Genomic DNA, 24,369 nt, shown 5'->3' with positions numbered 1-24,369 from the left:
CTTCTCCGCGCCTCCGCGTGAAACAAAAATGGCGCCGCCCACCCCACATTGACAAAGCTGTAAATAGTGGCATTCTGCAACTGAATCGGCCGCGTCAGACGGCCCTCCAGAGGAGCAGCCCATGGCCACCCAAGTCCGTATCGCCCCCGAAATCGCCAATCCGCTCGACGTCTCCCGCGCCGAATTGTGGAGCGAGGACCGCTGGCAGGAACCAATGCGCCAGTTGCGCGCCGAATCGCCGATCTATCGCTGCGAGGATTCGAAATTCGGTCCCTATTGGTCGGTGACCACCTACAAGCCGATCCAGCATATCGAGGCGCTGCCCAAGATCTTCTCCTCGTCGTGGGAATATGGCGGCATCACCGTCGCCGGCGACGGTATCGAACATCTGCAGGAGGGCGAGATCCCGATGCCGATGTTCATCGCGATGGATCCGCCGCAACATACCGCGCAGCGCCGCACCGTCGCTCCCGCCTTCGGCCCGTCGGAAATCGAGCGCATGCGCGCCGACACCCAGGCGCGCACCGCGGCGCTGATCGACACGCTGCCGATCGGCGAGACCTTCGACTGGGTCGAACGGCTGTCGATCGAACTCACCACCGACATGCTCGCGATCCTGTTCGATTTTCCGTGGGAAGAGCGCCACCGGCTCACCGGCTGGTCCGACGCGCTCGGCGACATCGAAAGCTTCGACACGCTCGAAAAGCGCCAGGTCCGGCTCGGCAAGGCGTTCGAAATGGGCGCCGCGTTCAAGCAATTATGGGACGCCAAGGCGCAGAATCCCGGCAAGCACGACCTGATCTCGATCATGCTCCAGTCCGACGCGATGAAGCATATGAGCGAGAATGAGTTCATGGGGAATCTCATCCTGCTGATCGTCGGCGGCAACGATACGACGCGCAATTCGATGTCGGCCTACGCCTATGGCCTGCACAGCTTCCCCGAGGAGCGCGCGAAGCTCGAGAAGAATCACGACCCCGAACTCGCGGTCAACGCGATGCACGAAATCCTGCGCTGGCAGACCCCGCTCGCGCATATGCGCCGCACCGCGACCGAGGATGCCGAACTGTTCGGCCACCAGATCAAGGCGCGCGACAAGATCGCGCTCTGGTATGCCTCGGCGAACCGCGACGAGAGCGTCTTCCCCGACGGCGACCGCATCATCGTCGACCGCGAAAACGCGCGCCGTCACCTCGCCTTCGGTTACGGCATCCACCGCTGCGTCGGCGCGCGTGTCGCCGAGCTGCAGCTGACGACACTGATCAGCGAAATGCAGAAGCGCCGCCTGCGCGTGAACGTCCTCGCCGAGCCCGAACGCGTCCACGCCAGCTTCGTCCACGGCTATCGCCATATGCCGGTGCAGCTCGAAAAATATTGATGGGGGTTGAAACCTCCGCACCGGCGCCAACGTATCCAGGGTAGAGGAGCCCTGCCATGATCGAACGGCGTTACATTATCGGCGGCATCGCGCTCGGCGGCGCGCTCATTGGCGCGCCGATGCTCTTTGCCAAGGCCTCGCCGCGTCCGAAGGCGCAGCCGGGCTGGCAACTCAGCGAGGCCGAGTGGAAAAAGCGACTGACGCCCTTCCAGTACAGGATATTGCGCGAAGCGGGGACAGAGCGCCCCTTCACCAACGCGCTCAACAGCGAGCATCGCGCCGGCACCTTCGGCTGCGCCGGTTGCGCGCTGCCGCTCTATTCGAGCAAGACCAAATATGACAGCAAGACCGGTTGGCCAAGCTTCTGGGAGCCGCTGAAAGGCGCCATCGGCCTGTCGACCGACCATGAGCTCGGCTATGCGCGGACCGAGGTCCATTGCCGCCGCTGCGGCGGTCATCTCGGCCATGTCTTCAACGACGGCCCGAAACCGACGGGCAAGCGCTATTGCATGAACGGCGCCGCGCTCAGCTTCCGCCCCGCCTGACGCGATAGAGCCGCGCCGCCGACCCCTGCGGCATCGGCACGGGTTCAAGCCACGACGGCACGCGTCCCGACGCCAGCGCCGCGGCGAGTCCGGCCGGGAAGGACTTGGCGACATTCTCCATTTCGGGCTGGCCCGGGCAGACGAACAGATAATCGGCGCGCGCAGCCGCGACGACCGCTTCGGCATCGGCGGGGGTTGCGGCAAAGGCCCCGATCACCCGGTTCATCGCCGCATGGTTACGGTGATGGCCGGTCGCGACGACGGCGTGCGGCGTGGCGACGAGGAGCATCGGGCCGATATCGATCCCCGACAGCACGAGTCCCGTCGCCTGCCGCGCGAGCAGCGCCAGATCGGCGGGCGCCGGGCACGGCGCGACCGGTTTTTTCTCCGTGCGCGGCGCGGGCGCGATCATACCCACCGCCGAAGTCGCGATCTGGCCGAGTACCGGCGGCACGACGAGCAGCACCGCCAGCGACGCGCCGATCCGTGCCAGCGGCGAACGTCGCGACTGGCCATGACGCCAGAGCGCCACCCCGGTGAGGGCAAGCGCGGGCAGCGCATAGACATGGGTGACCGCGGTGGTCCGCGCGATCAGCACCGACAACAGGCAACTCGCCGCGAGCACGATCAGCATCGTCTCCCAGCGTGCTTTCGCGGGTCCCGGCGCGGCCCTTCGCCAGATGCGCCAGCACAGCGCCAGACCGACGAGCGACGGCGCCAGCAGCAGCGCCATCGCCGGCGCCGCCTGCCGCCACACCGGTCGCCCTTCGAGCACATTCACATACCAATAGTCGCGCACCAGCGGCTCGAGCGCGCCGAACGGCCCCGCGAGGCAGAGCGGATTCTGCCAGGCGAACACCGCCGCACCGGCCGCTCCGGCGACCGCGATCAGCCCGAACCGGACGCGCCAGTCGCGGCGTACCGGCGCCAGCCGCGCCCCGCCGATCAGGATCAGCGCCGCCACGGCGGCACCGCTCTGGAACGGGCGCGACCAGGCGTCGCACCAGTCGCCTGCCACGCCGTCCCAGCCGCGCGTCGCGAGCAGCAGCAGCGGCGCGCCGAGCGCCAAGGTCGCGACGAAGCTCAGGAACCGCGCGCCCGCGGCTGCGTCGCGCAGCCAGGCGAATGCGAAGATCGCGCCGAACAGGATCAGATAGGGCAAGGCCTCGAGCGAGACGACGAGGTGGAGGCTGACCACCGCCCCCGCGAGCAGCCCGTGGCGCCGGTCGGCGGCGCCGAGCGCGATGGCGAGCAACAGCGTCGACAAGATCGTCTGCCAATTATGATGGTCGATGCGCAGCGGCACGAAATAATGGAGGAAGGTCACCGTCGTCGCCGCGAGCAGCAGCCCGGTACCGACCACCGCGCGGTCGTCCGACAGACGCCGCAGCACCAGCGCGATCGCCAGAAACAACGGCAACAGCAACAGCGGCGGATAGAGCGCGACCACCCATTGCTCGGCGGCGGCGCGGCCGATCAGCGGTTCGAGCATCAGGATCAGCGCGGCGATCTGCGCATCGATCAGCCGCGACCAGTGCATCAGACCACCCGATGGTGGGTTGATGCGATATTGCGTCGTGTCGAACCAGGACTGACCGGCGATCAGGTCGCGCACCTGCACCAGCCGCAGCGCGTCGTCGCCGTCGCGAAAGCCCATCGTCGCGATCGCCGGCCAATAGATCGCCAGCATGACCGCCATGACGCCAAGCGCCAGCGCGACCGCAAGCCACAGGTCGCGGGCGAGCGGGCGCGGGGCCGGGGCGGAGGCACCGGTCATCGCGGGTCAGCCGCGCGCAAAGACGATCGTCTTGCGCAGCACATAGGTGGTCTGGAAACTGATCGCGATCGCCGCGAGCTTGGCGAGCCGCGGGTCGAGGCCGAAGGCGTCGCCGATCCACACGATGCCGACGGTGATACCGAGTCCCGCCAGCGCCGACCCGAGGAACAACGCCTTTTGCCGCGCACGCTCGACCCCTTGGGTCCGCGCGCCCGCGACGAACACCAGCCGCGTCGAGATCAGCCAATGCACGGCGATCCCGGCGCTATAGCTGATCGCCGATGCCGCGGCGGCATGCCAGCCGCCCGCGAGCAGCAGCAGGAACAGCCCCATATCCGCCGCCAGCGCCAGCGCGCTCGCGCCGATATAGCGCAAATAGGTGATCTGGTGCAGCCGCGCGAGCAGCCGCTGCCCGAGACGACCGATGCCGGCCTCGCCGAGCATCAGGCGGCCTTGCTCACGCGCGCGGGCACGTCGCGCACCGACGCCAGCGCCGCCTGCTCGCCCTCGGTGCCGCTCTCATGATATTCGGCGTCCTCATTGACGCCCCAGATGTCGTAAATCCGCTCGCCGGCGACGATATTGCGCACCGTCAGCATCGCGGTCATCATCGCATGATCCTGGTTGTTGTAACGGTGCATGCCGTTGCGCCCGACCATGTGCAGCGTCGGATAACGCGCTTCCAGTTCGGAGCGCATCGTCTCGACATGCGCGGCATAATGGTCGTCATAGACCGGATAGGCCTTTTCCTGCCGCACCACCGCGCCGCCGACCACATCCTTGGGGTCACACAGCCCGAGGATCGCCATTTCCTTGGTCGCCAGCGCCACCAGATCCTCGTCGCTCGACGCCCACAGCCCGTCGCCCTCGAAGCAGAAATATTCGAGGCCGACGCACGCGAGTTCGGGATCGGGCACCATTTCGGGCGACCAGCTGCGGAAATTCTGCACCCGGCCGACCTGCACCTTGCTGTCGTGGATATAGATCCAGTTGTCGGGGAACAGGTCCTCCGAGCGAATCTTGAGCGCGACGGTCAGGAAATCGCGATATTTCAGGGACGGCGCGGCGGAGAGCGCGCACGCCGGCAGCGGATGAATCCGCGCCGCCAGCTCGCGCATCGGCGCCGAACTGATGACATGGCCCGCATCGATCATAACATCGCCGTCGGGCCCGGTCGCGGTCAGCCGCCAACGCCCCGACACCTGATCCTGCGTCACCTGCTTGAAGCTATGCCCCATCAGCACCGAATTGCCGCCCGCGACGACCTTGTCGCGCGCCGCTTCCCACATCATGCCCGGCCCCAGCCGCGGATAGCGAAAGGTTTCGAGCAACGTCTTGGTCGCCATGCCGTCATTCGGCGCCTTGTTGAGCCCCAGGCTGCGCTTCAGCCCGTCGACCACCGCGGCGCCGAGGCTCAACCCCTTGATGCGCTGCGCCGCCCAGTCGGCCGACATTTCGTCGCACGGCATGCCCCACACCTTCTCGGTATAGGTCTTGAAAAAGATCGAATAAAGCTTCCGCCCGAACTGGTTGATCGTCCAGTCCTCGAAGCTGCGGACCGTCTTGTTCGGAAACAGCTTCGCCTGCGCATAGCTCGCCATGCACAAAGTCGAACGGACGATGCCCAGATTCCACAGCGCCTCGAACGCGCGAAGCGGATAGGAATAGAATTTGCCCTCATAATAGATGCGGCTCATCCGCGGACGCTGGATGAAATCGTCGGGCAAAATCTCGTTCCACAGGTCGACGACTTCCTGGCTTTTCGAGAAAAAGCGGTGCCCGCCGATGTCGAAGCGAAAGCCCTCATGCTCGACCGTCCGGCTGATCCCGCCGACATAGGTCGGGTCCTTCTCGATCACGGTGACCGAAAAGCCTTCCTTGGTCAGCAGATAGGCGGCGGTCAGTCCCGCCGGCCCTGCCCCGATGATCGCGACATCGGCGCTGGTCGGACGATTTTTCGGCGCGGATGCGTCGGACATAATTTGATTCCCCACAGGCAAATTCATGCTCAGCGATTGCTGTGGGCAATCATGGATAAAAATTGGTTAATGCCGCGCGGGAATATCGCCGCGCGGCCGCGTTTCCGGCCCGTTTACTCGGCTCTGGCCCGGCGCTAAGCAGGGCCATGATCGGACGCCGCCTTTTGCTGGGGCTTGCGGTGTCGCTTGCGACATATGCTGCGCCGTCGGCCGCGCAATTCGTCCCGCGCGAGGCGATGATCCCGGCCGAACAGGCCGCCCGGCAACTCGCGCCCGACCGCGCGGCGCCGACCCTCGCCGAACAGGACCAGATCGCCACGCTCGAAAGCCAGGTCGGGATCGACAGAGCCTGCAACACGACCTGGCAGCCCGCGCTGGAAGCCCCGCGACGCGCGCTGCTTCAGCTCTACGAACGCACCTACGGCCCCGACCATCCGGCCACCGCCCGCCCGCTCATGTCGCTGCTCTGTCACTTCGCCTATAATGGCAAGACCCCCGAAGGACGCGCCGAGAACGAGCAAATCATCGCACGCCTCGTCGCGATCGGCCGCAAGCGCGCGCAACCCGCCACGCTGTTTGCCGCGCTGACCGCGCAGGCAGGGCTGCGACGCGAGCAGGCAAAGCCCGACGCCGCCATCGCCGACGCCACCGAGGCGCTCGCGCTGGCACGCCGGCACTTCGCCGACTATCCGGCGATCGTCGCATCGAGCGCCGGCGCACTCGCCGCGACTTTCGAGGCCGCAGGCCGCCCGGTCGATGCCGAGCCGCTGCGCCAGGAGGCGGTCACGCTGATCCAGACGATGCCCGACGTGAATCGGCTCGCGTTGGTCGACGTCTATGAAGCGCTCGGCAACAACCTCACAGCACAGTTGCGCGCCAAGGATGCCGCGAGTTGGTTTTCGCGCGAGCTCGACATCTTCGAAGCGATCCTTTCTACCGCCAATGCCAACGACCTCAGCAACATCATCCTCTATTCGCAGCGGCTGTACGGGGCCGACCCGCCACGGGTCGAGGCGCTGTATCGTGCGGTGCTCGCCCGGCAGGAGGCCGATCCGGCGAGCAGCGACAAGCGCAACTGGATGACGCTGTGGAATCTCGCCAAATCGACCTCGCTCGAACGGGGCTGGAAAAACAATGTTTTCCGCAGCGACCTGAGCGAAGCGATCGCCTATCAGCGGCGCGTCATCGCGGCGATGGGCCCCGGACAGGGCCATGGCTTCGAACTCGAACTGGCCAGCCTGTTGCAGCAAAGGCGCAATACCGCGGCCGAAGCCGAAACCATCTATCGCCGCGCACTGGCCGGCGATCCCGACAATCCCGCGCTGATCGAGAATCTCGGCAATACATTGCAGATTCTCGACCGGTTCGACGATGCCCTGCCGATCCGCCGGCATGCGGTCGAGATCGCGAAGGCGCGGTTCGGCCCCAGCCACCGCGAAACGCTGCGGCTCGCGCAGAATCTGGGGGTCGCTTTGTGGATCCAGCGCCGGCCGAGCGAAGCCAGGCCCTATTATGAGGATGTCCTGGCCGGATATCGCGCCGAGCTGTCCGCGATCCCCGAGGGCGCGAACGCCGACTATCGGCGCAGCCTGAGCGATTTCATCAGCATCAAGGCGAGCGACCTGCTGAAACTCTACTGGACCGACCGGGCGAACCCCGCGCAAGGCGGCGATGCGGCCAGTCGCGCGGCGGGGTTCGCCGTCGCCCAGCTCGCGCACCCCTCGGTTTCGAGCGCGGCGATCAGCGAAACCGCGGCCCGCACCCTGGCCGAACGGACCCACAAGGGGGAATTGTTCGGCGCGTGGGTCGCGGCGCGCGACCGGGTGGTTTCGCTCGACGCGGCGATCGGCGCCGCCGCCCAGCGCGGCGCCGGGGGCGACGCCGACCGGGGCCGGCTGCTCGAAGAGCGCGCCGCCGCCGGCAAGATGCTCGCCGAAACGACGATCCGGCTGCAGGATCAAATGCCCGACATCTTCGCGACGCTCCGCCCCGAACCGGTGGCGCTGGACGAAGTGACCGGCAGCGGGGGCAAGCCGGCGCTGCTGCGCGAGGATGAAGCGCTGATCCTCCTCTATCCCGGGATGCCCGATGCGCGCGGCGAGATGAGCCGCGGAATCGCCTTCGCGGTGACCCGCACGGGATCCGCCTGGACCGAAATCCCGATCGACGGCGCCGATCTGGCGCAGGTCGTGGTCGACCTTCACGGACAATTGTCCGACCGGCAAAATTCCGGCGCGACCGAACGGGTGCCGGGCGAAGACCTGTTCGACTATCTCCACTATGATCGCGGCGCCGCCTATCGCGTGCATCAGGCGCTGTTCGGCGATCCCGCCGTCGCCGCGCTGCTCAAGGACAAGGGTCGCTGGATCATCGTCCCCGAAGGCCCGCTGCTCGCGCTCAATTTCGCGGCGCTCGTGTCGCGCCCGCCCGCGGGCGGCGCAGCCGGCGACATCGATCCCGCCATGTTGCGCGCGACCGCCTGGCTGGGCCTCGAACGCGCGATCGTCGTGCTGCCGTCGGTCGACGCGCTGCGCACGGCGCGCCGGGGCCGCGCCATGGCGTGGGGTCCGGGCAAATTCTATGGCGTCGGCGACCCCGCCTTCCGCGGCATTGCCGATCCCGCCCCGAAGGCATCGCCCGACCGCATCGCCGTGGACAGCGCCGCTCGTTCGGCGACGGCGAATATCCTGATGGCGCCGCGACAAAGCCTCTACCGCGGCGGCGTCGCCGACCCCACGATGCTCGCCAAGCTGCCGCGCCTCGACCATAGCGCCGCCGAAATCCGGACGATGGCCCAGCTCCTCGGCGCGCCGCCCGATCGGCAATTGCTCCAGCTCGACGCGACCCAGGCACGGCTCGAACGCAGCAGCCGCGACGGGACGCTGGGCGACAGCAATATCGTCCTTTTCGCCACCCACGCGTTGCTCGGCGGCAGTTTCGACGGCACGCTGGCAGAACCCGCCCTGGCGCTGACGCCGGGCGCCCGGACGGGCGGCGAACCCGCCGACGCAAGGAACGACGGCCTGCTGACGGCGTCGGAGGTCGCCGAACTGCGCTTCAACGCCGCGCTGGTGATCCTGTCGGCGTGCGACACGGCGGCGGGCACCAGGGGTGGCGACGGTTTCAGCGGGTTGACGCGCGCTTTCCTTCTGGCCGGCGCGCGCGCCGTGCTGGCGACCTACTCGCCGGTCAACGACGAAGTCGGCGAACGGATGACCACCACCGCGGTCGCGCGGCTCAAGGACAAGCACGGCGACATCGCGGCGGCCTTGCGCGAAGCGATGCGCGAGATTGCCGCCGATCCTTCGCGCGATGCGCGCGGTCAATCGCTCGCGCATCCGGCGGCATGGGCGGTCTATGTCGCGATCGATCCGTCCTGAACCAAAGGGGCGACCGGCCTGCCCCGATTACGGGACGGATGGCGCCCGCGCGGGCCCCTTGTCCTCCGCAACCGGCGGCCCGCGCGCGCTGTTGCCCGCGCCCGTCACCCCGTCGCTCGCCGCCGCCAGATCGCGGCGAACAGGCTTCAGCGCCAGCGTCCCCAGCCGTATCCGCGGCGCCGCCTTGCCTGGCGATGCGCCGATGGCAAACGCGCCATCGATCCGCAGCAACTGCGCCGACGCTTTCGCCAAACGCACCGTGTAGCGGCCGTAAGCGACGCTTTCGAAAAGGAAATATCCGTCGAACTCGGTCAAGGTCGTCGCGCGCACCCGGCCCTCGGCGTCGACGAGTTCGAGCGTCAGCCCCTCGATCGGATTGCCGCCGTCGCGGATCATGGTGCCTTCGATCTCGCCCGCCGCGGTCATCGGCAACATCACTCGGGTCGCCACGCCCGGGCGCGGGGTGACAACGACCCCGGGCAGCGCGGGCTGGACATAGGGGTCGGGCAGACTGCCGGCGTCGATCCCGATCATCACCGGACGGAAAGGCTCCAGCCCGTCGACCGTCGCCCGCCCGCCCTTGTCGGTCGCAGCGTCGACAAAGGCGTTGCCCGCGGTGATCGGCACATCGGGCAACGCCGCCTCGCCCGGCTGGCGGATGCCGTCGCCATTATCGTCCATCCACACCTCGGCCGTCACCTGGCCGCGGCTCGCGAGTTTCTCGCTCGACACGCGCCAGCCGCCACCCTGCGGTTTCGGCCCGAAGCTGAAGGCGAGCGCGAGCGACGCGGCGACCGAGCCGTCGCTCGCCACTTCGCCGAAACCCGTCAACTGCAACTTGTTGAAACGGCGCGTATAACCCAGGCCCGCCCGCGCGCGGTCGAGTCCTTTGTCATACCCCAGTTCGGCGCGCCATTCGCCGTCGCCCTTCCCCGCCCATTCGGCGATCACCGTCGCGCGCGAATCGGCGGCGGCGCCCGACAGCGCGAAGCGCGCCTCGCCGCGGAGACGCACCCGCCCGATCCGGGCGTTGGCGAGCAGGGTCGCGCTCAGATTGTCGGGCGGGTCGGGACCGATCGGCACCTTGGTGCGCGCCCAGTCAAGCTGGCCGGTGAAGGTCAAAGCGCGGAAACTAGCCGAGGCGCGCGCCGAGGCCTCGAGACTTTGCACCCCCGATGTCCGGTCGACCTGGCGCAAATCGAGGTGCAGTGGCAGCACGGTGCGCCCCAGCTTGACCGACTGGTCGACCGAAATCTGGTACATTCCATTGATATTGTTGATAAAACGGTCGGATACAAAACCGCCAAAACCACGCATCGCGTCGGCGCGCACATAGGTCTCGCCGAACGCCGCGAGCCAGCTCGCACGCAGCGCGCCACTATTGTCATCGGCATAGGATCCCGCCACCTCGAGCAGGGTCGGGCCGATCGAGCGGCGCAGCGCGACTTCGCCATAGTTGCGCCGGACATTCTCGATCATCAGACTGTGGAGATAGCCCGCGACCGACGTGCGCGTGTCGAGCCCGCGCTCGACCCCGATCGTGCCGCGCCAGCCGCGGCGGAAGGTCTGGCGCCGATTGCCGAATTCGACCAAATCGGCATTTTCCTGGGCGAAACCCGCCCAATAATAGGTTTGCTGCGGTGGGATCGAATCGATCCCCACTTGCAACTGCTTGATCTCGCGCCGGATTTGTCCTTGCGGGCCATAGAGCACGATCTCGAAACGGTTCGAGCCATATTGCAGCGGCACGTCGAGAAATTCATAGCGACCGTCGCCATTGGGGCTGGTGAACGCCAGCAACTGCCCGTTGCGATACAGCTCGGCGTCCCAGCCCGCGGGCAGGTCGCCGCGAAAATCCGTCTTGTCGAAGGCCTCGGGGCGCTCGACCGGGCGGTTGGTCAGCACCGCGCCGCGCCCCGGCGACGATCCCGCGACGATCCCCGTCGACAGCAGGCTGACATCGCCGACCGCATAATGCGTCGCCTTCAACGGCCCGAGCAGCTTGCCCTGCGAGTCGGTGCGATAGAGCCGTATCCGCAAACTGTCGGGCACCCCCTCATTGTCCGACGACAGCCGCGCGTCGAAGCTTTGGCCCAACACCTCGCCAGCCGCGAAGACCTCATAGCGCGCCTGCACATAGGAGCCGCCGCGCTTGTCGTTAACGAACCCCGCCGAGGCGACGACATCGACCGACGGCGTCGCCCAGTTTTCATAAGGTCGCACCGCCTGCGGCAGGCTCGCAAGGTCGAAACTCTGCTGCGGGCGCAGCCCGGTGCCGCGCGCGCGCCGTTCGGCGGCGAGCTGGAAGGGCAATTTCTCTTTCGAATCGATACGCAGCACCGCGTTCGACAGGTCGGGGACCAGTGGCAGCTCGAACCACGCCGCGAGCTGCTTCACATCGACGCACCAGCCCGCGGCGGTGTCGCGGATCGCGGTGGTGTCGATGGCAAAGCTGCGGCTCCCCAGCCTTACCTCGCCCGCATCGCGGTCGATCGTCAGGCTGCGGCGCTCGTCGAACACCCAGCCGGTTGCGCGGCGCAACTTCTTGTCGACGCGGATCGGCAGGTCGAGCGCGATCACCATGTCGGCCAGGTCGACGCACATCCCCGTCGGCGTCTGATAGCCGCGAATGCCGTCGCCCAGCCGGTACTGGCCCGAGCGCAGGTCGACCAACCAGCTGTCGTCCTCACTGGGTTTCCAGCCGTCCGAGACCCCTGCCTTTTCAGCCGCATGGGCGCCGGCCGGGACAAGCCCCACCAGCGCCAGCCCGGCCGCGAGGACCGGGAAAATTCGTGTCAGAAGCGCGCGAAGCATAGCCGCGCCCGCTCGGCCGACTACCCGATGCTCATTTCACCACCCGGTCGACCGCGTCGATCGTGCCGCCGCCGACCTCGCGGTCCTCGCTATAACGGATGCGCACCAGCCCTTTCAGCTTCGCCGCCAGTTCGGCGGGCACGCGCAGCTGGACCTGGCGCTGGCCGACCTCGGGATAAACCGCGATGCCGCGCGCGAGCAGCAGCGGCTCGGCGACCCCGGGCCGCGTCACCTCGATATCGCCATAGACCGAACGGTTGCCGCTGCGCGCGAGGTCGAAGGCGAAGGCCGGTCCATCGACGGTATCGACCACCCGCGCCTCGCCGATCGACGCCTCGGCCCCGAGGTCGCCGACGCGCACGATCACCGGGATGGTGATGCCATAGATCGGGGTGAGCGCGATCGACACGCCGCCGCTGGTCACGGGCTTCGCCGGGTCGGCCGCGGGCGCCGCATCGGGCACCGCGCGGAACAGCATATGCGCGCGATATTCGCCGGGCGGCGTCCCTTCGGGCACGCGCACCCCGACGCGGATCACCTGCGGCTGGTTCGGCGGCAAGGTGACGCGGCGCGGGCTAAAGCTGATCATGTTCAGCGCCGCCTTTTCGGCGTCATTCGCGTCACCCTCGTCGATCTCGTCGAGCCCGCCGAGCGCGGTCATCCGCTTGATCTCGAGGCTGATGCGATAGGTCGCGGGCTCGGACCCGATATTATTCAGCACCACCTCGGTGCCGCGCGAGCCGTCGAGGACGACGCGGGTCGGCGCGACGAGCAGATCGCCCGCGGCGTGCGCGGGCATCGCCGCCGCACCGATCGCGAACGCGGAAAACAGGCACAAAGCCTTGAAAAATCGCAACATGGAAATGGTCCCCACCATTTTGGAAACCGGTCGGCCCACACCGCCCGGCAGTCCCCTCCCTGTTGCGCCAACATGGTTGATATTTCGCTAACCATGGTGTTTCGCGCTGACTGCTGCGCAGCGCGCCAAACCAGAACGCAAAAAGGGCCGCCGGAGGCTGGTACCCCGACGACCCTTTTGCGGCTGGCGAACCCGAAGGCCCGCCGGTCCCCCCACCCTGTCGAAACTTACTGGTAGTTGGCGGTGACGTTGAACGTCCCCGAATAGTCGCCCGCGGTCTGGTTGGCGCCGACGCTCAGCGTGCCGCCGACCTGAAAGCTGCCGCCCGTCGCGCTCAGCGTGACGTTGCTCGCCGAATAGGACAGCGACGAGGTCATCGTGCCGCCGAGCGAACCGTTGAGCGTCACCGACGAATCGCCGCCGACCAGCACCACCGCACCCGAGGTGCCGGCGATGTTGAAGTTCGCGGCGGTCGTGGTGCCGGTGCAGGTCAGCCCGGTGCCGCAGGTTGCGGCGCCGGCGGTCGAAACGACAACGGTCGAAGCCGTCGCGCCGCTGATGACCGTGGCGTACTGCAGGTCGCTGGTGTTGGTGAGCGTGATCTGGCGCAGGATCTTGGCCTTCGCCGTACCCGTGGCCGATGCCGCGTTCGCCGCCGAGGCGTTCATGGCGAGAGCGGCAATAGCGGCACCCATCAGGGCGCGCTTCAGTGCAATGTTGCGCATAAGTTTTTGGTCCCTTGGTCAATCGGAAGCGATTGGAAATCCCACCCCATCGCTGTCGCCCTTCTACCGACGACCGGTTCAGCTTTTGCCCAACAACCATGGTTAATGGCGCATTAGGGATTGGCCCGCATTTCCGGTGGAAAGCAGGCGAAATCAGCGTCTTGGCGCAAAATTAGCGGGACGGTGGGGACCGTCTTTTTCCTATAACGGCCCGCTTCGGTACAAATTAAGCCCGGTCCGACAAAATCGATTCGAACCGCAGAATCGGATTCGCGCAGAAGACACCAAGGACGCAGAGCGGCTAAGCGGCCCGATTGCTCGGCGCACTCCGCGTCCTCTGCGCGAATCCCTTCACGCCTTCGGTAGCAATCAGATCGATTCGCCGGAGAGCCGCTGGCAGATCATGTCGAGCTGGTCGAGCGAGGCGAACTTCAGCGTCAGCGCCCCCTTGCCGTCGCCGGCATATTGGATGCCGACGCCGATGCCGAGCAGCTCGGACAGATGCCGCTCGACCGCGACGATGTCGGGGTCGCGATTGCCGTCCATGCTCTTATATTCGAGCGGCGCCTTGCGCCCGCCGCCCTTGCCGGCGCGTACCAGCGCCTCGACCGCGCGCACCGACAGCCCGTCCTTGACGATCTTGCGCGCAAGGCCCTCGGCGCCCTCGGCGCCGATCAGAGCGCGCGCATGCCCCATCGCGAGGCTGCCGTCGCCGACGAGGTCCTGTACCGCGCGCGGCAGCTCGAGCAGGCGCATCAGATTCGCGACATGGCTGCGCGACTTGCCGACCAGCCGTGCCAGCGCATCCTGGCTATGCCCGAAATCCTCGATCAGCTTGCGATAGGCCCCCGCCTCTTCGATCGCATTGAGGTCCTGGCGCTGGATATTCTCGACCAGCGCGATTTCGTAAGTCGCGGCATCGTCGAGTTCGCGTACCAGCGCGGGGATCTGGTGCAGCCCCGCGCGCTGCGCCGCGCGCCAGCGCCGCTCGCCCGCGACAAGCTGATAGCCGTGCCCATCCGGCGCGGCGCGCACGATGATCGGTTGCAGCAACCCGCGCGCGCTGATCGAATCGGCAAGCTCGGCAATCGCATTTTCGTCGAAATGGCGGCGCGGCTGGCCGGGCAGCGGGCGGATGTCGCTCACCGCGACATGCTGCACCGATTCGCCGCTCGCCGGCGCGGGCGACGCGCCGCCGGGGCTCGCCAGCACCGGCGCCTCGACCGCGGCATCGCCGAACAGCGCGTTCAGCCCGCGCCCCAGCCCCGACGGCCGCTTCTTCGCCGGAAGCGCGCCAGAAACGCCAGTTTCGTCTTGTTTATCAGCCATTTATGCAGCCTTGCGGACGTTGGGCAGGCGATCGATCAGCTCGCGCGCCAGCGCGATATAGGCCGCCGACCCGGCGCAGCGATGATCATAGATCAGCGCCGGCAGCCCATGGCTCGGCGCTTCGGACAGCCGCACATTGCGCGGGATCACCGTTTCGAACACCACTGGCCCCAGCACCTCGCGGACATCGTCCGACACCTGATCGGTCAGCCGGTTGCGGCGGTCGAACATCGTCAGCGCGACCCCTAGGATCGTCAGCCGCTGGTTGAACTTGCCGCGCACCCGCTCGACCGTGGTGAGCAGCTGGCTCAGCCCCTCGAGCGCGAAAAATTCGCATTGCAACGGCACGATCAGCGATTCGGCGGCGATCAGCGCGTTGAGCGTCAGCATCCCCAGCGACGGCGGACAATCGATCAGGCAGATGTCCCACTGCCCCGCTTCGGCGTCGGTCATCGCCTGCTGCAGCTTGTGCAGCCGGTCCTTATATTCGATCAGCTCGATCTCGGCGCCCGACAGGTCGACCGTCGCGGTGACGATGTCGAGCCGCGGCACCGCGGTCGGGATCGCGCATTCGGCCAGCGTCGCTTCGCCGCGCAGCAGGTCATAGCTCGACAGCGTGCGCCGCGCCTGCCCGATGCCCAGCCCGGTCGAGGCATTGCCCTGCGGATCGAGGTCGATGATCAGCGTGCGCCAGCCGGTCGCCGCAAGCGCGGTCGCCAGGTTGATCGCGGTCGTCGTCTTGCCGACCCCGCCCTTCTGGTTCGCCACGGCAATGCGGATCATCGCTTTCCTCGCTGTTGCGCCGCGATCTGGCCCGATCCCACCAAAATCTGGCTATCGGCATCGGTGCGGCTCTGTTCCACGTGAAACATTCTCTGCCACGCCGGCGGCAGCAACGCCAGTTCCTTAACCGCGTTTCGCCCTTTTGGCAGCAGCCAGCGCGTCGATTCGGTGGAAAAACGCGCGGATAAGTCGATGAGCTTGTCGAGCGGCGCAAAGGCCCGCGCGCTGATCGTCCCCGCGGGCCGGGTTGCCACCTTTTCCAGCGGCGCCTCGGCAACCTCGACATGCGCCAGTCGTAGCTCGCCCGCGACATCGCGCAAGAATTCGCACCGCCGCTTGCGCGATTCGACAAGCAACATCGGCCGCTCGGACAGGATTGCGACGACCAGCCCGGGCAGCCCCGGCCCGCTCCCCAGATCGACCCAAAGCCCCTCGCCGTCCCGATCGAGCGCGAGCAGCTGCGCGCTGTCGGCGATATGCCGCACCCACAAAATCGGGATCGTCGACGCCGCGATCAGATTCTGCCGCCCACTCTCGGCCACCAGCATCGCCGCAAACCGCTCGAGCCGCGCCCATTGCGCGGCGGTCGGCGAGAAAGCCTTCGCAATCCAGCCGCGTGCCTCGTCCTCACTCGCCAAAATCCCGTCAGGGGAAGTCACCAGTCACCACCTTCATTCGTCATTCCCGCGAAAGCGGGAATCCAGCTTTGCGCCCTTGCGCGATGTTTTGAAAGCCTCGCGCTCCCAAGCATTCGGCCGATTGCGAACCTCGACCATCCGTGCGATCTTTCCACCCATGGGCATTTCGGCAACCATAGTCCCGATATTCATTTTGTGGTCCGCGTCAGTTGCCGACCCTGTGGAGTATCTCGGTTTCACCAGCCCCGAAATCGCATCGCGGAACATCGTGCAATGCGGCGCCGAGGCCGTCGAAGTCCGCTACGACGACGACTTCGACGAGCTGGAGGGTTTCACAAAGTCGCCTACCCTCGTCGTTCGCGGAGCGACTGTGGAACAGCTCCCATGCATCAACAATGCTGCTGGCTTTTACGATGCCGAATTGCCGCCCGAACTGCAAAAGGGCTTCGACGAAATCAGGCTGGCACAATATATGACGGCGCTTCGCGAACGAACCGCAGCGTCGTCGTCGGCGCGAGGTCTGACGGATGAGATACCGAAGTTTCGCGCCGGAGAAACCGATGCGGTGGAATTCGCCCGGCAATTGGAATCGATTTGTGGGCCCGCTGCTCGGGGTGCTTTGCAATCATCCTATGGTCCACACGTCATCAGCCCGGAATGGCTCAGCCGAATCGCGCTGCCTCCCAGGCCGGAAGATGACGGCGCGATATCCTGTCTGATGGCAGCTGCATTCGCTGCCGACTTCGAATTGGGCTTCATTGGGAATGAAGCTGTTTCCGAGTAGGATAGGCCTCAATCGAAGCGCATTTCCCGGCCTCGTCGGGATTAGACGGTCACTCTGCAACAGGATCGCGGGTCAGCACCGCGAACCTCAGCGAGCGTCACCCCCCCCCCGAATCTCGGTCCAATATTCGTCGTGGACATCCGCATCGACTTCGACCGGCATCGAACTTGACGGATAAAGCCGATCGCAACCATCCTTCCGCGGACCTGAAATCCAAAAATGATCTCCGGTCTCGGCATCGTAATAATTCGCCTTGAACCCATCACCGCCCAGCCGCTGGAACAGGCGGCCGCCATAATGCATCGACTGCCCCGATTTCGAGAAGGTCACGCGGCCGATCCGCGCCGGCCCGTTCAGCCCGGCGGACTTATCCTCGATATACATGATCCGGGTTTTCTTGCCGCTCATCACCTCTTCCCCGCTCAGGCCGCCCGCCGCTTGCTATGCACCAGGATCGCGGTCAGCGCCGCCGGGGTCACCCCGTCGATACGCCCCGCCTGCCCCAGCGTCTCGGGCCGTGCCTTGGTCAGCCGTTCGACCATCTCGCGCGACAGCCCGCCAATCGCACCATAATCCAGCGCGGGGTCGAGCAAGATCGCTTCATTCGCCGCCAGCGACCGCAACTCCGCCTCCTGCCGCGCGATATAGGGCGCATAATGGACATCCTCGGCCAACTCGGCGAGCAGCCTTTCGTCAATCGCGGCCAGTTCGGGCGCCAGCAGCGCCAGCGTCGCCATCGTCACTTCGGGAAAGCGCAGCAGATCGATCCGCCGCCGCGCCGCGCCGTCGCCGGGCAGCGCCAGCCCGATCGCCGCATAGTCGGCGGTCGTTACCGGCGCTTCCAGCAACATCGCCGCCCGCGCGCGCTCGGCGATCCGCGCGTCGAACAAAGCCGCGGTCGCCGGCCGCACCAGTCCGAGCGCGATCCCCTTTGGGGTCAGCCGCGTCGCGGCATTGTCGGCGCGCAGCCGCAACCGATATTCGGCGCGCGCGGTGAGCATCCGGTACGGCTCGCTCACCCCCTGCAGCACCAGATCGTCGACCATCACCCCGATATAGGATATCGACCGGTCGAGGATCAGCGGATCGCGCGCCTGTACGGCGAGCGCCGCATTGGCCCCCGCGACCAGCCCCTGCGCGGCGGCCTCCTCATAGCCGGTAGTGCCGTTGATCTGCCCCGCACACCACAGCCCGCCGATCGCGCGAACCTGCAACGTCCGGTCGAGCGCGCGCGGGTCGATATGGTCATATTCGACCGCATAGCCCGGCACGACCATCTCGACCGTCTCGAGCCCCGCCATCGTGCGCAACATGCTCAGCTGCACATCGGCGGGGAGCGAGGTCGAAATGCCGTTCGGATAGACGAGGTGCGAATCGAGCCCCTCGGGCTCGAGAAACACCTGATGCCCGTCACGGTCGGCGAAGCGGTGGATCTTGTCCTCGATCGACGGGCAATAGCGCGGCCCCGCCGCGCCGATCGCCCCGGTAAACAGCGGCGAACGATCGAGATTCGCCGCGATGATCGCGTGGCTCTCGCTATTGGTGCGCGTGATCGCGCAGAAAATCTGCGGCACCGTCCGCACACTGTTCCACGTGGAACAGGTCCAGCTAGCGCCCTCGGCGCTGTCCGAGGGCTGCTCGTCGAGCCGCGCCCAGTCGATCGTCCGCCCGTCCAGCCGCGGCGGCGTCCCGGTCTTGAGCCGCGCCATCGGCAGATTTGCGCCGCGCAACTGTTCGGCGAGCCGATGCGCGCCGGCCTCGCCGATGCGGCCGCCTTCCATCCGTTCCTCGCCGCGGAACAGCCGTCCGCCAAGGAAGGTCCCCGTCGCGAGCACCACCGCCCCCGCCACCAGCTTGCTCCCGTCGCCGAGTTCGAGCCCCGCGACCGACGCGCCATCGTCGGACAGGACCAGCGCCGCCGCTTCGCCTTCGACGACGGTGATGCCCTCTTCGGCGGCGAGCAGGTCCTGGATCGCCTGCCGGTATAATTTCCGGTCGGCCTGGATACGCGGCCCCTGCACCGCCGCGCCCTTCGACGCGTTGAGCATCCGGTAATGGATCGCCGCCGCGTCGGCCGCGCGCGCCATCCATCCGTCGAGCGCATCGACCTCGCGCATCAGATGCCCCTTGCCGAGCCCGCCGATCGCCGGGTTGCACGACATGGTGCCGATCAGCGCCGGGTCGAAACTGACCAGCGCAACCGACGCGCCGAGCCGCGCCGCCGCCGCGGCCGCCTCGGTCCCGGCATGCCCACCGCCGACGACGATGACATCATATATTGCGCTGCTGTCCATGATTGTGGCGGCGCATAGCCGAAACTGCCGGTCAAATCCATCTGGTCTTCGACCACCGATCGAGCGCGGCAAAATACGTCGATGGAAGAGCCGTCAACGCCCCTCGTCCCCCCGGACTTGATCCGGGGTCGATCCTCGCAGCGTCGAATATGTGGATCCCGGATCAAGTCCGGGATGACGGCGAAATCGATCGCTGTTCCACGTGAAACATCATTTCCCGATGCAGAATCGCCCAAACAGCGTATCGAGCATTTCCTCGACCCCCGCCCGTCCCGTGATCCGGTCGAGCGCACCGCCCGCGAGCCGCAACCGCTCGGCGAGCAAAATCAGATCGCTCGCCTCGCGCGACCCGGGCACGACCTCCAGCCAGTCCCGCGCCTCGGCGAGTGCGTCGCGCTGGCGTCGGCGCAGCGCCGCCTCGCCCTCGCGCGGCAACAAAGTCCGCGCCATCTCGACGATCATGCGATGGAGCTTGTCCATCCCCTCGCCCGTTGCCGCCGACAATATCAGGTCGCAGCGCGCGGCCTCCGTTTCCGCCGCGGCATCGCCGCGCCAGCGGTCGGCCTGCGCCGCGATCAATATCAGGCGCGCATGCTCGGGCGCGTCTTTCGCCGGCCCCAGCCACAGCAAGATATCCGCAGCCTCAACCGCGGCCTTCGCGCGGTCGATCCCGATCATCTCGATCGCATCGGCACTTTCGGCGCGCAATCCCGCGGTATCCGAAAAGCGCATCGCGATCCCGTCGAGCGCCAGCGCGGTTTCGATCACATCGCGCGTCGTCCCCGCGACCGGCGACACAATCGCCAGCTCGCGCTTGGCTAATGCATTGATAAGGGTAGATTTCCCGGCGTTTGGCGGCCCCGCGATGACGACCGACAACCCTTCGGCGATCACCTCGGCGCCCGGCCTGGCCAGCCAGCCATCGAGCTCGGCGGCGAGCATCTTCATCCCTTCGCCTAGGCGATGTGCGCAATCATCGTGAAGTTGCACATCCTCCTCATCACCGAAGTTCAGCTCGGCCTCCGCCGCCGCCATCAGCCCGAGCAACCGGTCCTGCCAGCCTTCGACCGCGCGCGACACATGCCCGCTCGCCATCCCGAGGGCCTGTTTCCGCTGGCTCTCGGTCTCCGCCGCAAGCAGGTCGGCAAGGCCCTCGGCCTCGGCGAGGTCGATCCGCCCATTGAGGAAGGCGCGGCGTGTAAACTCACCCGCCTCGGCCGCGCGCAGCCCCGGCATCGCCGCAAGTGCCGCCTCCACCGCCGCGACCACCGCGCGGCCGCCGTGCAGGTGCAGCTCGGCCAGATCCTCCCCGGTCGCGGTCGCGGGTCCGGGAAACCACAGGACCAGCGCGCGATCGAGCGCGGCGCCGTTCATATCTTTCAGATCGGCCAGCACCGCGCGCCGCGGCTCGGGCAATCGGCCCGCCAGTACCGCAAGCGCTGCGCCCGCCCGCGCCCCGCTGACGCGCACGACCGCGATCGCCGCCGGCGGCATCCCGCTCGACAGCGCGAAGATCGTGTCGCTGCTTCCGTCTTGGTTCAGCTCTTGCGCCCCCGCGCCGGCTTGTCGTCGCCGTCGTCCTTATCGGCCGATTTGCCCGCGCCGCCCATCAATCCGCCGCCGAACTGGCTCATCAGCGATTGCACGAGCCCGAGCCCGCTTTCACCCATCGGCACCCAGCTCTTGACCATCGACTGGACCATGTCGGGAGTGATCCCCTTCGCCATCAATTCCTTGACGCGGTCGAGGTAGATGGCGTGCAGCGGCTCGAGATCGGGCAGGCCGACGAGCCGCCGCGCTTCCTCGGGGGTGCAATCGATCTCGATATTGAATTTCATCGTCCGTCTCCGCCCTGAAAAAACCGCGAACCGCGCTTGAGCCGCGCCGCTGCGCCCGCTAGCTTCGCGCTTTCACCGCCAAGAAGCAAGAGTCACAGGAGAGTCCCCCATGTCCGCGACCAACAACAGCATCCCCGCGCTCGACGGCGAGGGGGACATCCCCGCCTATGTCGCGCGGCCCGACGCCGACAGCTCGCGCGCGATCATCGTCATTCCCGAAATTTTCGGCGTGAACGCCGGCATCCGTAAGAAATGCGATGACTGGGCCGCCGAAGGTTATCTGGCGATCGCGCCCGACATCTTCTGGCGCTTCGCCCCCGGCGTCGAACTCAACCCCGATGTGGAAGCCGAATTGCAGGAAGCTTTCGGCTATTTCGGCCAATATGACGCCAATGACGGGGTCAAGGACATCGAAGCCGCGATCCGCTGGCTCCACGGCCAGGGCGCGTCGAAAGTCGGCGCGGTCGGTTTCTGCCTCGGTGGTCGCCTAGCCTATATGGTTGCCGCACGCACCGACGTGAATGCGTCAGTGGGTTATTATGGCGTCATGATCGACCAGATGCTGAATGAAAGCCACGCGATCGCCCATCCGCTGATGCTCCATATCCCGACCGAGGACCATCTCGTCGACCATGACGCGCAAAAGGTGATCCACGAAGGGCTCGACGCGCATCCGAAGGTGACGATCCACGATTATCAGGGCCTCGACCATGGCTTCGCCGCGACGATGGGCAATCGCCGCAACGAGGCCGGCGCGCAGCTCGCAGACGGGCGCACCAAGGCCTTCTTCGCCGAGCATCTGGCATGAGCGCGCACGCCGGAGTCACCGCCTGGCACGCCTATATGGAAGGGGGCGGCGATCCGTCGGCCTTGCGCGCGATGCTCGCCGAGGATGCGGTCTTCCACTCACCCGTCGTCCACACGCCGCAGGAGGGGCGGGACAAGGTCTTCGCCTATCTCCACGCGGCGAGCCACGCACTTGGCGGCGACGATTTCCGCTATCTGCGCGAGATCGTCGATGGCGATCAGGCGATGCTCGAATTCGCGACGACGCTCGACGATATCCAAATCAACGGCGTCGACATCATTCGCTGGAACGACGACGGAAAGATCATCGATTTCAAGGTGATGGTGAGGCCCTTGAAGGCGATCAACAAGGTGTGGGAGAAAATGGCCGCGATGCTCGCCGCGCAGGCGAGCTGACGTCATGGTGCGGGTTCCGCGCTGGATCGCCATCCCCATTCTCGCCGCCGCGATCGCGCTCGCCGCCTGGTGGGGACCGGCGCGCTGGACGCTGATCCTCTGGGTTCCGCTGCTCGGAATCGCGCTCTACGACGCGGTCCAGCGCCACCACTCGCTCCGCCGCAACTATCCGCTGATCGCGCGGATGCGCTGGCTGTTCGAGGCGCTGCGGCCTTTCCTCTACGCCTATATCGTCGAAAGCCCGCTCGACGGGCGCCCCTTCGCACGCACCGAACGCGACCTCGTCTATGCGCGTGCCAAGGGCGATCTCGATTCGCATCCCTTCGGCACCGAACTCGACGTCTATTCGGACGAATATGAGTGGATGAGCCACAGCATCGCGCCAACCGCCCATGGCGATCGCGGCGCGCGCGTCCATGTCGGCACCTCGCAATGTTCAAAGCCCTACCGAAGCGCGCTGCTCAACATATCCGCGATGAGCTTCGGCTCGCTCAGCGCCAATGCGATCGAGGCGCTGAACCTTGGCGCCAGGATGGGCGACTTTTATCATGACACCGGTGAGGGCGGCTTCAGCCCCTATCATCGCAAGCATGGCGGTGATATCGTGTGGGAGCTGGGCAGCGGCTATTTCGGCTGTCGTGACGACGCTGGTCATTTCGATCCCGAACGCTTTCGCGACACCGCGCAAAACGACCAGGTTCGGATGATCGAGATCAAGCTGAGCCAGGGCGCCAAGCCCGGCCATGGCGGCGTCCTTCCTGGGCCGAAGGTCAGCGCCGAGATCGCCGCGACGCGCGGCGTTCCCGAGGGCCATGACTGCATCTCACCCGCCGCGCATTCGGCCTTTTCGACTCCGGTCGAGATGCTGGCATGGGCCGCGAAGCTGCGCGACCTGTCGGGCGGCAAGCCGGTCGGGATCAAGCTCTGCGTCGGCCAGCCGCACGAAATCTATGCCGTCATGAAGGCAATGATCGAGACCGGCGTCCGGCTCGACTATATCGTCGTTGACGGTGCCGAGGGTGGCACGGGGGCGGCGCCGGTCGAATTTTCGAACCGCGTCGGCATGCCGCTGCGCGAAGGGCTGATCTTCGTGCGCAACGCGCTGGTCGGCTGCGGACTCAAGGAAGAGGTCAAGCTCGCAGCATCGGGCAAGGTCCATTCGGGTGCCGGGCTCGCGGTCAATAACGCGCTCGGCGCCGACTGGTCGAACGCCGCGCGCGCCTTCATGTTCTCGCTCGGCTGCGTCCAGTCGCTGCAATGCCACACCGATCGCTGCCCGACCGGGGTCGCGACGCAGGACCCGGGTCGCCAACGCGGGCTGGTGGTCGAGGACAAGGCCGAACGCGTGCGCCGCTTCCAGGCAGCGACGGTCAACGCGCTATGGGACATTACCTGCGCGATGGGGCTCGACACGCCGTGGCAGATCATGCCGCATCATCTCCACGAACGGCTCAATTCGGCGCGCTCGGACTCGATCGACCGCATCTATAAATTCTATGAGCGCGGCGTGCTGCTGGACGATCCGGACTCGGTCGCGAGCGCTCGCTATTGGGCGATGGCGCGCGCCGACAGCTTCCGCGCCGCGATCTAGAGTAGCATCAGCGCCGCAAGTTCGCGCTGGAGATGCAGCGGCAGCTCGTCGCCCTCCCCGCCTTCGCCGATGCCAGCGGGCGCATCCTCGCCGGCCAGATAGCGCCAACCCTGATGCGCGCGGCGGTAGGTTGGCGGCAATATCTCGAGCTGGTCCGAACAGACGATGTCGAGCCGCCCATCCTTGCGATCCTCGAAACGCAGGATCGTCTGCCGCGCGACGATGCGGTGCTTGATGATCCAGTGCAGCGCGCCGCCGATCAGTTCGTCCTGCCGCTTCGGCCGCATCCGCGTCGGCACGCGCAATTCGCCATTGTCGGCGCGTACCGCGACGCGCCGGGCAAAGGTTTCGACGTGCGCGCAGCCGACAGCGACCTTGGTGAGATGAAGGGGATGCATGGGTCTTAAATGAGGAGAAAGAACCAAGGAACAAGGGGGCCGCCCTGTCGAGCC

21 protein-coding genes are annotated in these 24,369 nt (G+C 66.7%); 7 read left to right on the top strand and 14 right to left on the bottom strand.

All coding sequences use genetic code 11. From position 1 onward, the window contains the following. Nucleotides 1-121: 121 nt before the first annotated feature. Both AC3WS4_RS08700 and msrB read left to right on the top strand, forming a co-directional pair. Entirely contained in the window at nucleotides 122-1,378 is a 1,257-nt protein-coding gene (locus tag AC3WS4_RS08700) for a cytochrome P450 (protein ID WP_056341960.1), read from the top strand. Between the two features lie 56 nt (nucleotides 1,379-1,434). Continuing rightward, nucleotides 1,435-1,923, top strand: a complete 489-nt coding sequence (gene msrB, locus AC3WS4_RS08695; RefSeq protein ID WP_492735006.1) for a peptide-methionine (R)-S-oxide reductase MsrB — start codon at nucleotides 1,435-1,437, stop codon at nucleotides 1,921-1,923. On the opposite strand, the gene AC3WS4_RS08690 is transcribed toward msrB, so the two are convergent. From AC3WS4_RS08690 to AC3WS4_RS08680, 3 genes are read right to left on the bottom strand one after another with little or no spacing between them, the layout of a single operon-like run. Next, nucleotides 1,904-3,700 carry a hypothetical protein gene (locus AC3WS4_RS08690; protein ID WP_492735007.1) on the bottom strand — a complete coding sequence of 599 codons (1,797 nt, stop codon included), beginning with the start codon at nucleotides 3,698-3,700 and terminating at the stop codon, nucleotides 1,904-1,906. The two genes, msrB and AC3WS4_RS08690, sit on opposite strands and share 20 nt — an antisense overlap. Nucleotides 3,701-3,706: 6 nt before the next feature. Beyond that, entirely contained in the window at nucleotides 3,707-4,144 is a 438-nt protein-coding gene (locus AC3WS4_RS08685) for a GtrA family protein (RefSeq protein WP_056341951.1), read from the bottom strand. After that, nucleotides 4,144-5,679 carry an NAD(P)/FAD-dependent oxidoreductase gene (locus AC3WS4_RS08680; protein ID WP_492735009.1) on the bottom strand — a complete coding sequence of 512 codons (1,536 nt, stop codon included), beginning with the start codon at nucleotides 5,677-5,679 and terminating at the stop codon, nucleotides 4,144-4,146. Before AC3WS4_RS08680 ends, AC3WS4_RS08685 begins: the two co-directional genes overlap by 1 nt. A 146-nt stretch (nucleotides 5,680-5,825) precedes the next feature. On the opposite strand from AC3WS4_RS08680, the gene AC3WS4_RS08675 reads away from it, so the two are divergent. Further along, entirely contained in the window at nucleotides 5,826-9,059 is a 3,234-nt protein-coding gene (locus tag AC3WS4_RS08675; RefSeq protein WP_492735011.1) for a CHAT domain-containing tetratricopeptide repeat protein, read from the top strand. A 27-nt stretch (nucleotides 9,060-9,086) separates the two neighbouring features. Here the strand turns inward: AC3WS4_RS08675 and AC3WS4_RS08670 are convergent, their stop codons facing one another. The 6 genes from AC3WS4_RS08670 to rsmG form a co-directional block, all read right to left on the bottom strand. Beyond that, the gene (locus AC3WS4_RS08670; protein ID WP_492735013.1) at nucleotides 9,087-11,873 is read right to left on the bottom strand and encodes an MSCRAMM family protein; all 2,787 of its coding nucleotides are present in this window, start codon (nucleotides 11,871-11,873) and stop codon (nucleotides 9,087-9,089) included. A 31-nt stretch (nucleotides 11,874-11,904) separates the two neighbouring features. After that, nucleotides 11,905-12,732 carry a fimbrial biogenesis chaperone gene (locus tag AC3WS4_RS08665; RefSeq protein ID WP_492735015.1) on the bottom strand — a complete coding sequence of 276 codons (828 nt, stop codon included), beginning with the start codon at nucleotides 12,730-12,732 and terminating at the stop codon, nucleotides 11,905-11,907. A gap of 227 nt (nucleotides 12,733-12,959) precedes the next feature. Next, nucleotides 12,960-13,457 carry a DUF4402 domain-containing protein gene (locus AC3WS4_RS08660; RefSeq protein WP_492735017.1) on the bottom strand — a complete coding sequence of 166 codons (498 nt, stop codon included), beginning with the start codon at nucleotides 13,455-13,457 and terminating at the stop codon, nucleotides 12,960-12,962. Nucleotides 13,458-13,826: 369 nt separating this feature from the next. Beyond that, nucleotides 13,827-14,786, bottom strand: a complete 960-nt coding sequence (locus tag AC3WS4_RS08655; protein ID WP_187139267.1) for a ParB/RepB/Spo0J family partition protein — start codon at nucleotides 14,784-14,786, stop codon at nucleotides 13,827-13,829. Further along, a complete protein-coding gene (locus tag AC3WS4_RS08650) occupies nucleotides 14,787-15,569 on the bottom strand; it encodes a ParA family protein (RefSeq protein WP_492735019.1) in 783 nt (260 codons plus the stop codon). After that, on the bottom strand, nucleotides 15,566-16,228 hold the full coding sequence (rsmG, locus tag AC3WS4_RS08645; protein ID WP_492735021.1) for a 16S rRNA (guanine(527)-N(7))-methyltransferase RsmG: 663 nt from the start codon (nucleotides 16,226-16,228) through the stop codon (nucleotides 15,566-15,568). The genes AC3WS4_RS08650 and rsmG overlap by 4 nt, the downstream gene beginning before the upstream one ends. Before the next feature lie 136 nt (nucleotides 16,229-16,364). On the opposite strand from rsmG, the gene AC3WS4_RS08640 reads away from it, so the two are divergent. After that, a complete protein-coding gene (locus AC3WS4_RS08640; protein ID WP_492742711.1) occupies nucleotides 16,365-16,991 on the top strand; it encodes a hypothetical protein in 627 nt (208 codons plus the stop codon). Between the two features lie 87 nt (nucleotides 16,992-17,078). Here the strand turns inward: AC3WS4_RS08640 and AC3WS4_RS08635 are convergent, their stop codons facing one another. From AC3WS4_RS08635 to AC3WS4_RS08620, 4 genes are all read right to left on the bottom strand, one after another. Continuing rightward, the gene (locus tag AC3WS4_RS08635; RefSeq protein ID WP_492735025.1) at nucleotides 17,079-17,399 is read right to left on the bottom strand and encodes a 1-deoxy-D-xylulose-5-phosphate synthase; all 321 of its coding nucleotides are present in this window, start codon (nucleotides 17,397-17,399) and stop codon (nucleotides 17,079-17,081) included. A gap of 14 nt (nucleotides 17,400-17,413) precedes the next feature. Beyond that, nucleotides 17,414-19,285 (bottom strand): tRNA uridine-5-carboxymethylaminomethyl(34) synthesis enzyme MnmG, encoded by a 1,872-nt coding sequence (mnmG, locus tag AC3WS4_RS08630; RefSeq protein WP_492735027.1) that lies wholly within the window; start codon nucleotides 19,283-19,285, stop codon nucleotides 17,414-17,416. 210 nt (nucleotides 19,286-19,495) lie between these two features. Then, on the bottom strand, nucleotides 19,496-20,800 hold the full coding sequence (mnmE, locus tag AC3WS4_RS08625) for a tRNA uridine-5-carboxymethylaminomethyl(34) synthesis GTPase MnmE (protein ID WP_492736582.1): 1,305 nt from the start codon (nucleotides 20,798-20,800) through the stop codon (nucleotides 19,496-19,498). A 23-nt stretch (nucleotides 20,801-20,823) separates the two neighbouring features. Beyond that, nucleotides 20,824-21,123 carry a DUF6489 family protein gene (locus AC3WS4_RS08620; protein ID WP_056341926.1) on the bottom strand — a complete coding sequence of 100 codons (300 nt, stop codon included), beginning with the start codon at nucleotides 21,121-21,123 and terminating at the stop codon, nucleotides 20,824-20,826. A 109-nt stretch (nucleotides 21,124-21,232) separates the two neighbouring features. Between AC3WS4_RS08620 and AC3WS4_RS08615 the strand changes: the two genes are divergently transcribed. The 3 genes from AC3WS4_RS08615 to AC3WS4_RS08605 are packed head-to-tail and all read left to right on the top strand — an operon-like array spanning nucleotide 21,233 to nucleotide 23,917. Next, a complete protein-coding gene (locus AC3WS4_RS08615) occupies nucleotides 21,233-21,931 on the top strand; it encodes a dienelactone hydrolase family protein (protein WP_056341924.1) in 699 nt (232 codons plus the stop codon). Beyond that, on the top strand, nucleotides 21,928-22,326 hold the full coding sequence (locus tag AC3WS4_RS08610; protein WP_492735030.1) for a nuclear transport factor 2 family protein: 399 nt from the start codon (nucleotides 21,928-21,930) through the stop codon (nucleotides 22,324-22,326). Before AC3WS4_RS08615 ends, AC3WS4_RS08610 begins: the two co-directional genes overlap by 4 nt. Before the next feature lie 4 nt (nucleotides 22,327-22,330). Further along, on the top strand, nucleotides 22,331-23,917 hold the full coding sequence (locus tag AC3WS4_RS08605) for an FMN-binding glutamate synthase family protein (protein ID WP_492735032.1): 1,587 nt from the start codon (nucleotides 22,331-22,333) through the stop codon (nucleotides 23,915-23,917). Here AC3WS4_RS08605 and AC3WS4_RS08600 read toward each other — a convergent pair. Beyond that, nucleotides 23,914-24,315 (bottom strand): DUF1489 family protein, encoded by a 402-nt coding sequence (locus AC3WS4_RS08600; protein ID WP_492735034.1) that lies wholly within the window; start codon nucleotides 24,313-24,315, stop codon nucleotides 23,914-23,916. The genes AC3WS4_RS08605 and AC3WS4_RS08600 overlap by 4 nt on opposite strands. Between the last annotated feature and the right edge of the window lie 54 nt (nucleotides 24,316-24,369).

Source organism: Sphingopyxis sp. EU05-FHT14B03 (genome assembly GCF_058790875.1).
Note: the sequence above shows the minus strand (reverse complement) of the source record. Positions and strands in the feature narration are given on the sequence as shown.